Source organism: Streptomyces sp. NBRC 110611, from assembly GCF_001590865.1.
GTDB lineage: Bacteria > Actinomycetota > Actinomycetes > Streptomycetales > Streptomycetaceae > Streptomyces.
Genome location: NZ_BBUY01000002.1, coordinates 127,034 through 139,271 on the forward strand (window position 1 = coordinate 127,034; position 12,238 = coordinate 139,271).

At 73.0% G+C, this 12,238-nt stretch carries 10 protein-coding genes and 1 riboswitch; of the genes, 5 read left to right on the forward strand and 5 right to left on the reverse strand.

Annotated elements, in window-relative coordinates; genetic code table 11:
- Window positions 1–141 precede the first annotated feature (141 nt).
- Window positions 142–2,613, reverse strand: a complete 2,472-nt coding sequence (locus tag AZE13_RS05150; RefSeq protein ID WP_066927432.1) for a helix-turn-helix domain-containing protein — start codon at window positions 2,611–2,613, stop codon at window positions 142–144.
- A 163-nt stretch (window positions 2,614–2,776) separates the two neighbouring features.
- Here AZE13_RS05150 and AZE13_RS05155 point away from each other — a divergent pair, with 163 nt between their 5' ends.
- The 3 genes from AZE13_RS05155 to AZE13_RS05165 all read left to right on the forward strand — a co-directional run bounded on the left by AZE13_RS05155 (window position 2,777) and on the right by AZE13_RS05165 (window position 5,456).
- The gene (locus AZE13_RS05155) at window positions 2,777–3,850 is read left to right on the forward strand and encodes a BTAD domain-containing putative transcriptional regulator (protein WP_066927434.1); all 1,074 of its coding nucleotides are present in this window, start codon (window positions 2,777–2,779) and stop codon (window positions 3,848–3,850) included.
- Window positions 3,847–4,494, forward strand: coding sequence for a DUF6585 family protein (locus AZE13_RS05160; protein WP_066928456.1), 648 nt, complete (start codon window positions 3,847–3,849; stop codon window positions 4,492–4,494). The genes AZE13_RS05155 and AZE13_RS05160 overlap by 4 nt, the downstream gene beginning before the upstream one ends.
- Before the next feature lie 185 nt (window positions 4,495–4,679).
- A complete protein-coding gene (locus AZE13_RS05165; RefSeq protein ID WP_066927436.1) occupies window positions 4,680–5,456 on the forward strand; it encodes a PE-PPE domain-containing protein in 777 nt (258 codons plus the stop codon).
- On the opposite strand, the gene AZE13_RS05170 is transcribed toward AZE13_RS05165, so the two are convergent.
- From AZE13_RS05170 to AZE13_RS05180, 3 genes are read right to left on the reverse strand one after another with little or no spacing between them, the layout of a single operon-like run.
- Window positions 5,416–6,252, reverse strand: coding sequence for an ABC transporter ATP-binding protein (locus tag AZE13_RS05170; protein WP_066927438.1), 837 nt, complete (start codon window positions 6,250–6,252; stop codon window positions 5,416–5,418). The genes AZE13_RS05165 and AZE13_RS05170 overlap by 41 nt on opposite strands.
- Window positions 6,249–7,364, reverse strand: a complete 1,116-nt coding sequence (locus AZE13_RS05175) for a FecCD family ABC transporter permease (protein ID WP_066927440.1) — start codon at window positions 7,362–7,364, stop codon at window positions 6,249–6,251. The genes AZE13_RS05170 and AZE13_RS05175 overlap by 4 nt, the downstream gene beginning before the upstream one ends.
- Window positions 7,361–8,479: an ABC transporter substrate-binding protein gene (locus tag AZE13_RS05180; RefSeq protein WP_066927442.1), complete on the reverse strand. Its 1,119-nt coding sequence runs from the start codon at window positions 8,477–8,479 to the stop codon at window positions 7,361–7,363. Before AZE13_RS05180 ends, AZE13_RS05175 begins: the two co-directional genes overlap by 4 nt.
- 29 nt (window positions 8,480–8,508) lie before the next feature.
- Window positions 8,509–8,692, reverse strand: a riboswitch (cobalamin riboswitch).
- 165 nt (window positions 8,693–8,857) lie between these two features.
- Between AZE13_RS05180 and AZE13_RS05185 the strand changes: the two genes are divergently transcribed.
- Both AZE13_RS05185 and AZE13_RS05190 read left to right on the forward strand, forming a co-directional pair.
- The gene (locus AZE13_RS05185; RefSeq protein ID WP_066927444.1) at window positions 8,858–9,547 is read left to right on the forward strand and encodes a (2Fe-2S)-binding protein; all 690 of its coding nucleotides are present in this window, start codon (window positions 8,858–8,860) and stop codon (window positions 9,545–9,547) included.
- A gap of 116 nt (window positions 9,548–9,663) precedes the next feature.
- Window positions 9,664–10,263, forward strand: a complete 600-nt coding sequence (locus AZE13_RS05190; protein ID WP_066927445.1) for a helix-turn-helix domain-containing protein — start codon at window positions 9,664–9,666, stop codon at window positions 10,261–10,263.
- Window positions 10,264–10,296: 33 nt separating this feature from the next.
- On the opposite strand, the gene AZE13_RS05195 is transcribed toward AZE13_RS05190, so the two are convergent.
- Window positions 10,297–12,195, reverse strand: a complete 1,899-nt coding sequence (locus tag AZE13_RS05195; protein WP_066927447.1) for an ArnT family glycosyltransferase — start codon at window positions 12,193–12,195, stop codon at window positions 10,297–10,299.
- Window positions 12,196–12,238 lie beyond the last annotated feature (43 nt).

Here is a 12,238-nt window from a genome sequence, read left to right on the forward strand (position 1 = left end):
CATCTCCGGAGTTCACCTCAGCCGGGGGCCATCATGAACGCCGAGAAGTTACCAAAGGGTAAATTCGCCTCTTCCTGGCCATGAACAGCGCTGCGCCCAGTCGAGAGGGCTCTTGCCGCACGGCGATATCCGCCGTTGACATCAGCCGTTCCGGCTCGGCTTTTCCGGGCCGTGCTGTGTCCGGTAGGCGCGGGCCAGGTGGTGCTGGAGGCGTAGGTGACGGAACTGGTAGACCGCGCCCGCCTGGCGGAGCACCCCCCGCTGGTAGGCGTCCTCGAGGAAGGCGACGAGGGACCAGGGCAGCCGGCCGGTCAGCGGCAGCCAGATCCTGGAGAAGACCGTCCACTGACCCCAGGCGGTCAGACTGAGCGCGTAGCCGAAGGCGCCGCCGAGCCCGCTGAGGACACCGAGCTTGAGCGAGGACGCGAGGTTCCAGACGACGGGGCCCACGATCGCCGGCACGACCTGGACCACCATCAGCGAGCCGAGACCGACCAGGAACCCGAAGACGGGCGCCCAGACGAGGAGCTGGGTGGTGACCGTCCGGCAGTTCGCGCGCAGGAGGCTGACCGGATTGACGGCGGAGCGGATGTCCAGAGGGGTTTCGAAGAGGGCCAGGAGGCCGAAGGCGGGGCCGCCGCCCAGCGCGAACACCAGGCCGTAGATGAGGCCGTCGCCGAGGCCGGCGGCGAGCAGCGTCGGAAGGGCGGCCTGGGCGAGGACGCCGTTGAGCACCCCGCGCACCGAGCCGTAGCCGACGCCGAACACGAACCCGCACAGCAATCCGATCACCAGCCGGTGCAGCGGCCTCCGCCCGGCCTTCGCCGCTCTGCCGAAGATCTTCATGCGCACGGCGGACGGCTCCACCGGTACGTCCTTGGCCGCGACCAGGAACCAGTACGCGATCCCGAACATGAGCCCGGAGAGGAGCCCCGCCACCACCCCGTCCGCGAGCTGGAGTCCGAGGGGGTCGAAGAGGGTGCCGACGACACCGTCGACCAGCCCGATGACCAGGCAGATCACCAGCGCGGTGACCAGCGTGCGGGTGGAGCGGCGGAGCGCGCGGCCGAGCCGCCACCACGCCAGGTCGGGGGTGTCCAGCCGGGTCAGGTGGTGGGCGAGGTAGCCGAGCCAGTACTGGGCGCGTTCCGGGTCGACGGCGCGCTGCGGGCCGCTGCCGGGGCGGTGGTCGGGCCGGGGGCGGTAGGCAGCGGTGGTGAAGTTGTCGAGGAGGTGGTCCTCCAGCTCCTCGGGGCTGCCGAATCGCCGGGTGTCCAGGAGCGCGGCCGGGTCGCTGCCGGGGGTGTCGCTGTAGACGGCGCGGGCGAGCGTGACCATCAGCGGAGTGGTCAGCACCGCGGCGAGGTGGGCGGCGGCCCGGCTGTGCGGCCGCTCGCGCAGCGCACGCAGCACCGGGTCCCAGGCAGTCGCCGCCAGGGCCTCGGCCGGAAGCCCCTCCCCCGGCCCCGCGGCGTCCGGCACCGGCCCGGGGCCCTCGCCGCGGGCCTTGCGCGTGCTGCGCGGCAGGTAGTCGGCCAGGTCGCGCAGGGTGAGATCGGTCAGATCCACCGCGGCGGCGGAGGTGAGCACGTCGGTCTCCGCCACCGCCGCGGCGTACTCGGACGGACGGCTCGTCAGCAGCAGGGGAAGAGTGGTGGCGTTGAGCGCCTCCAGTGCGGGGCGGCGCAGGCCGTCGGCGATCTCGTCGAAGCCGTCCAGCACGGGGAGCACCCGGCCGGTCTCGACGAGCGCGGCGGCCAGGTTCGACCCGCCGGGTCCCCGGGCGGCGAGGCCGGGGTGATCGCGCGTCAGTTGGGCGGTCAGCCAGTCCCGGAAGGTGAGGGCGGTGGGATCCCACGAGCCGATACTGAAGATCACCGGTACGGCTTCGGTGCGGGCTCTCGACGTCAGGTGGTCCAGGACGAACCGCACGGCGAGGATCGTCTTCCCGGAGCCGGACCGGCCCAGCACCACCAGCCGTCCGGACGGGATGCGCCGGTACACGCCCACGATCTCGTCCAGCCGCCCGCTCAGGTCCAGCGGGCCCTGCGTGGCCCCGGCGGGCAGGCGGCGGATGTTGGCCCAGTGGTCGGTCAGGTCCTCGGCGGCCGGCCGCCAGCGGACCGGCAGCGGGTAGGGATCGTGGATCTTCCGCTGCTCCTCCTCGCGCCGCCAGCGGGCGGCCACCGCCTGGGCGAGCTGCTCGGCGACATCGGCCAGGGCTGTGTGCCATCCCGGACCCGGCTGCCCTGCGGCCGGTTCGGCGCCGCCGGCCGGTCCGCCCGGCCGGGGCGCCTCCTCCGCGGTCCGGCCGGGCAAGTCGTCCGGCTCAGGTGCCTCCTCCCCCGTCCGGCCGGTCGGCTCGTCCGGCCCGGGCGCCTTCTCCCCGGTCCGGCGGAGGGCGGCCGCCAGCAGCTCCTCGCTCTCCGCGGGGCTCAGCCCGAGGGCATCGGCCAGCAGCCGCACCGTGGTCACCCTCGGGTCGGCGCGCTCGCCGGTCTCCAGCCCGCGGATGGTGCGCACGCCCACCTTGGCGCGCTCCGCCAGAGCCTCCTGAGTCATCCCCGCCGCGTGCCGCAGCCGCCGCAACAGCACGCTGAACTCACTGCTCACAGGTCACGGCCTTCCCCCGGCATGTCGGTTTCCCCAGGTGAGGGACTCTAGCGCGGCCACCGGCCGGATACGGCCGGTCTGCTGGCCTGTCCGTCGTCCGGTGCCGGGACCAGTGTCGACGGCATTCGCCAGACCCACCAGTGTCAGGATCCGGAGAGCCGCGATGCCCACCACCCTCACCACCACCGGCCAGCCGATCGCCGGCCTGCTGACGCATCAGGAGCGCGACGTGCTCCACGCGGTCGGCTGTGGTCTGCGAGACGCGGAGATAGCCGCCGCCCTCGCCATTCCCCAGGACGCCGTGGCCGGACACCTCGCGGGGATCCGCGCCAAGCTCGGGCTGCGCGACCGGGCGGCCGCCATCGTCCACGCCTTCGACTGCGGGCTGGTCGTCCCCGGCCACGGCCCCCGCCGGCCGGCGACGGGTCCGGCCCCGGGGGCCGCTGCCCGCCCGGCGCGCGAACCCCGGTTGCGGATCTCGGTACTCGGGCCGCTGCGCGCATCGTGCGACGGGCAGCCCGTGGACCTGGGGCACCTCCGCCAGCAGGCCGTCCTGGCAGCGCTGGCGCTGTGCGCGCACCGGACGGTCAGCCAGCAGGAACTGCGCGACGGAGTGTGGGGGATGGAGCAGCCGATCACGAACGTGGTGCCGGTGTACATCTACCGGCTGCGCAAGAACCTGCGCATCGGTGACGGCCCGGACTCGGTGATCCAGCGCGATCGGTGCGGCTACCGGCTGGCCCCCGGCGCGGTCACGGTGGACGTGGCGCGCCTGGAGGAACTGGTCACCGCCGCCGGGGCCGCCGAGCGCGCCGGGGAACCGGCGGAGGCGGTACGCGCCTGCTCCCAGGCGCTGGACCTGTTCCGCGGGGAGCCGCTGGCCGGCCTCCCCGGGCCGTTCGCCGAACTGGAACGGCTGCGGCTCACCGAGCGCAGAACCACCCTGGCGCAGCGGAAGCTGGACGGGCAGCTCCGGCTGGGCCGGCACTCCGAGGCGATCGCCGAGCTGTGGGCCCTGGCCGTGGCGCAGCCCCTGAACGAACCGGTCGCCGCGATGCTGATGCGGGCGCTGTACCGCAGCGGCCGACGGGCCGACGCGCTGACCGTGTTCGACCGCACCCGCCGCCGTCTGGCCGACGAACTCGGGGTGTCGCCGGGGCAGATACTGCGGCGGACGCACCAGATGATCCTGCGTGGGTGCGAGGCCGGTCCCGGCGTCACCCGCACCACCTCGTGACCCGTCCGACGCCGCGTACGCGCGGTGAGGAGCTGCTGCTGGCGAGGGTCTCCGCGGCGGCCGGCCGCGCGCACCTCGGCAAGCGGCGGGCCACGTACCCGGGAGCCGCGCACACCCGCCCCGCACGTGCCCGCTGGCTTCCCGCGACGAAGGCGACCGCGGACGTGCGGCTGGACCTGTACGAGCAGGGGATGACGATCGCCGTCAAGGGGCGGATCCACGTCGTCCGCTACGACACCACCACCGTCCGCCACGACACCGCCTGCACGGTCACCGATATCGAAGGAAAGCAGGTCGTGCTGTACGTCAGGCCGGAGGAGCCGGAGGCGAGCGGTGCGGAGGTCTGGGTGACCGAGATCCGTCGGGCCGTCGCCCGTGCCCAACTGCCCCGGGCACTGGCCGCGCTCGACAACGGCGAGCGGCTCACCTTCGGGGACATCTGGCTGACGAGGGAGAGGATCGGGTCCGGAGACGTGTCCGCGCGGTGGCCTCAGGTACGGCAGCTCGACATCACAAAAGGTGTCATCAGGCTCAATATCGATGGGAATTGGCACAACCTGGGGCCAACGGAGTCCGAAATCCCGAATTTCTCCGTCTTCCACGCGGTGGTCGATTGCCTTCGCGCCGACGGCGCGCGCCCATGAGGATCCCGAGGCCCTCTCACCGTCACGCGATCACCGTTACGCATTCGAAGCGGGCGCCACCAGCGCACTCATCGTCAATTCACCATAATTCCAATGGCCTTTCCTAAGGTCACAGCCGACAACAGCAGTGGTGCACCACCACTTCACCTGTGCACCACCTCAACTCGTCGAGGAGAAACCGAGCGATGACCCTGGCCCGCACATGGAAGAGGGCGATCGGTGCTGCCGGTGCGACGGCAGCCATGGTGGCCGGCTCCGCCGTCGCGCCCACCGCTGCCCAAGCCGAACCGGTGCACCACTACTACCTGGAGGTCGGCGGCACGGGCTCGGCGGCGCCCGCGCCCGCCTGCACCTCCACCTACGCGATAGCCAACAAACACCTCAACGGCGGCATCCCGGTCCCGGTCTGCTACCCGGCGAGCGCCGGCCCCTGGCTCAACGGACACAACGCCCCGGACCCCACCGCGCCGAGCTACGACGCCAGCGTGCGCGAGGGGTACCGCAAGCTGCTGGCCACCGCCGAGGAGACCTACCGCCGCGATCCCGGCGCCCGGTTCACGATCGTCGGCTACTCCCAAGGCGCGCAGGTGGCCGACCAGGTGCTCCGGACGATCGCCGACGGCGGCACGGACATACCCCGTTCGCAGGTGAACGGCAAGCTGTACGCCGACCCCATGCAGCCCGGCACCGGCATCTGGGCCCGGGTACCGAAGGGCTGGAGCGCCCTGGGATTCACGTCGACGGGCGCCGGCCCGGCGACGTTCGACGGCGTCCCCGTCCAGCGGTACTGCATCCGCACGGACCTGGCGTGCGACGCCACCTCGCTCCAGTCCGTTCCCGGCTTCCTGAAACAGCATCCCAAGTACTGGCAGGAGGGCAATGTCATGGCGCAGACCATCGGCGACGACGCCGGCGACGGAGTCATCTGGTACGAGGCCGACGGCCGTCGACCGGCCTCGTAGCCGGGGCCGGTTCCCCCGGGAGGAAGGTCACCTGGGGTGCGCCGGTGCGCGGGTGGACCGCTACCTCGGCCGCCACGCCGTACACCTCGGCCAGCAGGTCCGGGGTGAGCACCGCGGCCGGGGTGCCCGACGCGGTCACCTCGCCGTCGTTCAGGACATAGAGGCGGTCGCAGTAGTACGCGGCGAGGTTCAGGTCGTGCAGCGCCACCAGGACCGTGGCCGGCAGCCGCCGCAGGATGCCGAGCACCGCCAACCGGTGCCGGATGTCCAGATGGTTGGTCGGTTCGTCGAGGACCAGCAACGAGGGCTGCTGGGCCAGGGCGCGGGCGATGAGCACGCGCTGGCGCTCGCCCCCGGAGAGCCGGTCGAAGGGCCGGTCCGCCAGGCCGGCCGCGTCCACCGACTCCAGTGCCGACTCGACGAGCCGGGCGTCCTCGGTGGTGTCCCCGTCGAGCAGGCGCTTGTGCGGGCTACGGCCCAGAGCGACGACCTGCCGCACGGTCAGGTCGAGGTCCGCGCCCGGGTCCTGCACGACAGCGGCCAGGGTGCGGGCCAGCCGCCGCACCGGCAGGGACCAGGCATCGGCGCCGTCCACGCGTACGCACCCGGCATCGGGGCGCAACACGCGGTAGACGGCGCGCAGGAGGCTGGACTTGCCGCTGCCGTTGGGGCCGACCAGACCGACCACCTCGCCGGGCCGGGCGGTCAGCGAGACCTCGCGCACCAGGTGGCGGGCGCCGGCGGTGAGCGTGACGCTCTCCACGGCGAGTTCGGTGGCGGTCGGGTTCGCGGTCATGCCACTCCTCGGTCGGTGTTCCGCCGGGTGTCCCGGCGCATCAGCCACAGGAAGAACGGCCCGCCGCACAGGGCCGTCAGCACGCCGACCGGGATCTCCATGGGGGCGGCGACGGTGCGCGCCGCGATGTCGGCCCAGATCAGGAAGACCGCTCCGGCCAGCGCGGCCGTGGGCAGCACCCGGCGGTGGTCGCCGCCCACGAACAGGCGCACGACGTGCGGCAGCATCAGGCCGACGAAGCCGATCGGCCCCGATGCCGCCACCAGAACCCCGGTGACGAGGGAGAGCAGGACGAACATCCGGGCCCGGAACCGGGCCACGTCCAGCCCCATCGTCGTGGCCGCCTCCTCGCCCGTGAGCAGCAGGTTCAGCGACCTGGCCTGGACCAGCAGGACGACGATTCCGAGGAGCAGGGCCGTGGCCGGCAGCCACAGCGTGCCCCACTGCACACCGCCGAGACCGCCGAGTGTCCAGGCCAGGACCTCTTGCGCCTCGTTGCCCCGGCCGGAGGTCAAGAGCAGCAGGTTCATCACCGCGGTGAGGACGGCCGCGACCGCCACCCCCGACAGCACCAGCCGCACGGAGGTGATGCGCCCGCCCGCGCGGGCCGTGGCGTACACGAGCAGCAGTGTCACCAGAGCGCCGGCGAACGCGGCGGCCGACAGCGACACCGGACCGAACAGGCTCACGCCGAAGACGATCACCACGACGGCGCCCAGGGACGCGCCCGACGAGACGCCGAGGAGGTACGGCTCCGCGAGCGGGTTGCGCACCAGCGCCTGCATCGCCGTGCCCACCACCGCGAGCCCCGCCCCCGTCACCGCCCCCAGCAGCACGCGCGGGGCCCGTACGTCCAGCACGATCGTCTCGCGCGCCCGGGACCAGACCGGCTCCGGCCAGTCGGCGCCCAGCGCATGCGTCACGATGTCGCACACCTCGCCGGGCGGCACATGCACCGAGCCGATCGCCAGACCCGCCGTGACGGACACCAGCAGCAGGACACCGAGGAGGGCGAGGGCGGCGAGGAAGGACCACCGGCGTGGCCGGTCCGCGCGGCGGGTGCCCGGGACGACGGCAGTGGCGGAAGCTGCCTTCTCGGCGGCTGCCGTCACCGGAAGCGCTCCGGGTGCAGCTCCCTGGCCAGCTTCTCCACCGCGTACGGCGGGCGGATGCCGACCACGGTGTCGGTCAGCGGCACCACGACGAACCGCTTGTTCTTCACCGCGGGGACGTCGGCGAGGGCGGGCTGCGAGAGCAGGAACTCCTTCTTCCGCTCGACGTTTCCGGCTCCGCCGTAATCGTAGATCGCGATCACCTCCGGCTTACGGGCGACCACCTGCTCCCACGACACGTCACCGAAGACGCCGTCGAGGTCCGCGAACACGTTCCGCCCGCCGGCCAGCCGGATGATCTCCGAGCCGAGGCCCTTGCCGCCCGCGGTGAACGCCGCCTTGTCACCGCTGTCGTACACGAACACCGGCACGGCGGGTGCGCCCTTGACCGCCTCGGTGGTCCGGCCGACCCGCGCCCGGAGGTCGCCGACCAGCTTCCCGGCCCGCTCCGGCACACCGAAGATCGCGCCGATGGTCCGGATCTCGTCGTAGTTGTCCGCCACGGACACCTGCTTCTTCTTCCCGCAGTACTCGCGGTTGAGGTAGGTGTCGATGCCCGCGTCGGCGAACGCCTTGCGGGAACGCCCCGCCTTCTCGGCGAACGCGCTGCCGTAGCCCCCGTAGACGAAGTCCGGCTCGGCGTTCAGAACCGTCTCGAAGGACGGTTCCTTCTTCGCGAGCTCCGGTACGGCCTCGAAGTCCTTCTTGAGTTCGGGCAGAACGCCCGAGTCGGGGTAGGCGGTGCCCACCATCCGGTCCTTGAGCCCGAGGGCCAGCAGCAGCTCGGCGGGGTGCTGGTGGATGGTGACCACCCGTGCCGGGGGTTTGCGGTACGTCGTGCGCGTACCGCAGTTGTCGACCGTGACCGGAAAGCCCTTCGCCGAAGAGGCCGCGGGCTTGGCGTCGCCGGCGTCGCCCTTCGTCGTGCCGCAGCCGGCCAGCAGCGTCGCCGACAGGACGACGGCCAGGGCCGCGGCCCGCCGGGCCGGCGCCGCGGTCCGCCGGGCCGGCGCCGCGGTCCGCCGGGCCGGCGCCGCGGTCCGCCCGGAGCGCCGACGCGGAGCGGAGGGGAAAGAAGGGGGAGAGAAAAGGGGACGGGGCGTGCCGTCGTACACGTAAAGCCTCCTGGGGAGTCCGCGCTCCTCGGAACGGGCCCGCGACAGGCCAGTGTTCTGACTCCCGGACCGACGTCCCTCCTCGCCTTCCCGCGCCGCGCGCAGTGGCCTGCCGAAGGGTCGTACTCCCCGGTCACAGTGGCGGGACCGTGCCGGATTCGCACCGGCTTCCTGTCTCCCGTCGCGGTGATGACCAGGCGATAGTACGTTTCGCCGGGGAAGGGGGGAGAGGGCGGGTGGTGCCCTGCGCGGAGCGGCGGAGCGTCTGGGATGCTGTCTGCTGGCCCACGGCGGTGCAGCCCCGCCGCCACCACCCTCCGGCCGGATCCCGGACGGGTCCCGGACGGACCCCCATTGTGCAGAGAGAGGGAGTACGCCATGCCCACGGCGCCTGACGCACCCGCCGAGGCCGTCACGGCGGCCCTCGCGGACGTGGCGGCTCTCGGCGGGTTCTTCACCCTGCCCCCGGGCGGACCGGAGGCGGGCTGGCACCCGGTCGACGACGCCTACGCTCTCGGCTTCACCGACCGGGTCGAGGCCATCACCGAGCGGTACCGCACCCGCGAACTGCGCATCGGCGCCTCCATCGCCCAGCTCGGGCACGCCGCACGGCTGTGGTCCCCGCTGCTGGCCTGCACGCTCATCCACGGTGTCGTACCCGACCTGTCCGTACTGCACCGGGCGGACGACGGCCCCGCGCTGCGGCTGCCCGTTCCCGCCGGCTGGTACGCCGACCGGACCCCGCGCCTCGCCGAGGTGCTGTACGAGCAGGTGGTGCCCCGGCACCTGGCGGCGCTGGCCGCGGGGCTGCGGGTCAAGGTGGCTCCCCGCCTCCTGGACGGAAACGCCGCGTCCGCGCTCGTGGAGGCGGCCCGGGCGCTGCTGACCGCCCGCCCGGATCTGCGCGGCCCGCTCACCGAGCTCACCACCACCCTGCTCGCCACCGGCCGGCTGGCCGGCACCGGCCACCTCACCGGTCCCGATCTGACGTTCCGTCGCCGCAGCTGCTGCCTGTTCTACCGCACCCCCGTGGGCTCCCCGTGCGGGGACTGCTCCCTGACCCGCTGAACCCGGCGCCGCGCGCGATCACCTCCCCCGCGATCACGCCCGCCCGCGGGCGGCCAACCGAGCCCGCGCGACAAACCGTGTTGCCGTTCCAGGGACGGGCGCGATGGAATGGGGGGATGGAGCACTCCCCCGCCATCGCCCAGGCCCTCGCCGACGTCGGCCCCCGCCTCAAGCGGCTGCGCACCGAGCGCGGCGTGACGCTGTCGGCGCTGTCCGAGGCCACCGGCATCTCCAAGAGCACCCTTTCCCGCCTGGAGTCCGGCCAGCGCCGCCCCAGCCTGGAACTCCTGCTCCCCATCGCCCAGGCCCACCAGGTCCCCCTGGACGAACTGGTCGGCGCCCCCGAAGTCGGCGATCCCCGGATCCGTCTCACTCCGAAGAAGGTGAACGGCAACACCGTCCTCGCACTGACCCAGCACCCGGGCCCGCTGCAGCCGTACAAGACGGTCATCCCGGCGACGCGCCGCACACCCGAACCCTGCACCCACGAGGGCTACGAGTGGCTCTACGTCCTGGCCGGACGCCTGCGCCTGGTCCTGGCCGACCACGACCTGGTCCTGGGCCCGGGCGAGGTCGCGGAGTTCGACACCCGTCTGCCGCACTGGTTCGGCAGCACCGGCGACGGCCCCGTGGAGATCCTCAGCCTCTTCGGCCGCCAGGGCGAGCGCATGCACGTACGCGCCAAGCCCAGCCCCCGCGACAGGTCCACCGCCTGAGGCCCCGGCTGTCCAACGGCCGTGGTCGGACGGTCAGTCGCCTCGCCGGGCGCAGTCGTGGAGGGTGAAGCTTCCGTTCGAGATCCGGCCATAGGCTCTCGGGGGGACGGGAGCGCAGTTTCGCTTCACCCAGGCCGATGCCGGTGTGGGCGGGCGGCGTGAGGTGAGCAGGGCGTACCGCAGCCGGTGGGTGGCGACCAGGTCGCTGAGCTGTGGTGCGGTCGGATAGGGCGTCAGGCCGGTGAAGCCGCCCATGACCAGTATGGGCTGAGAGGTGGCGCGCAGCAGCGGCTCGGCGCCGTAGGCGGCCTGGGTGGCGAGCAGGTACGTCTCCCCGGAACGGTGTGCGGAAAGGTAGTTCAGCAGAGCGGCGTCCCGCACGGACGGACTGCTCAAGGGGTAGCACGGGAACGTGACCCGATGGTGGTGCCTGCCGCGGTAGTCGGGTCCGACCGGTCCGGCCAGCGGCGACATCGACGAGCCGGCGTACCGCGGGTCCAGGCAGGAGACCGCCCAGACCGCCGGGGCGAGCAGGACGGACGCCAGGGAGGCGGCCAGGGCGCCGTGCACCGCCCGCCGCGTGGCACGTGGCCCGCGGGCGCACAGGCCGACCGTCCCGCACAGACCGAGCATCAGCACCACCGGCAGCAGCCAGGGCACGAAAGCGCGGTGCGGGAGGTGCAGGGCCACCGCCCACAGCGATGTGAGGCCGAGGGCGAGGGGCAGCGCGGCTCGTCGCCGGGCACCGGCGCGGTACTCGGCCCACAGGAGGGCGACGCCGCCGCCGGTCAGCGCGGCGAGGGCCGGGGCCAGGACGGTGGTGTAGTAGCCGTGGTTGCCGTTGGAGTTGCTGAAGACCACGACGTGCACCGCCAGCCAGCCGCCCCAGAGCAGGAACCCCGTCCGCGGCCCGTCGGTGCGCGGCTGTCCGGCGCGCCACCACACGCCCAGCGCCAGAGCCAGCACGGCGAGCGGCAGGAGCCAGGCGATCTGCGGGCCCACGTCCTGGTTGACCAGCATGGTCCAGCCGGTGTTGTCGGTGGTGCGGCTGGCGGCGGTGCCGGCGACGGCGCCCAGCGCGTTCGGGTCGTGGCCGAAGCGGCTCAGTCCGTTGTAGCCGAAGACCAGGGTGAACGGGTTGTTGTTGGTGGTCGCGTCGATGTAGGGGCGGTTCGCGGCGGGGGTGGCCCATACCAGCAGCAGCCAGGAGCAGGAGACGGCGACGGCGGCGACCCCGGCGAGCAGCAACCGCCGGGCCCGCTGCCACCGGGAGCCGGGCGCCGCCATCTGGTACACCGCCGCGAAGACCGGCAGGACGAGCCACGCCTGGAGCATCTTGGCCTGGAAGGCCAGCCCCACCCACATCCCGCAGAGGAGCAGCGGCAGCAGTCGCCCGGTGGTGACGGCCTTCTGGAGCGCTCCCGCCGCGAGGACGAGCAGCAGGACGAGCAGGGTGTCGGGGATGGTGTGCCGGTCGAGCGCGACGGTGACCGGGGTGAACGTGAGGACCAGCGCGGCGAGCAGTCCTGCCCATGGACCGGCCCAGGCACGGACGATACGGTGCAGCGCCCAGACCGCCAGTACGCCCTCCAGTACCTGGGGCAGCACCGCGGCCCAGTTGTACGGTCCGAAGAGCTTGAGGGAGAGGGCCTGCGGCCACAGGGCACCAGGGATCTTGTCCACGGTGACCGAGCCGCTCGGGTCGAGCCCGCCGAAGACGAAGGCGTGCCAGTCCGCCGCCATCGACCGCGCGGCCGCGCTGTAGTACGGGTGCACCCCGGCACGGTCGATGCCCCAGGCGTAGAGCACCACGGCAGTAGCCAGGATCACCAGGAGGGCGGACAACTCCCGGCGGTCCATGCTCTGTTGGGAGAGTTTGACGGGACGTCGGCGGCGGTGGGCGGGGTCCCGGGCGAGGGCGGTCGTGGCCATGGGCGGGGGCCTCTCAGGGGACGTCGGGCTGGGGTGAGTTGGG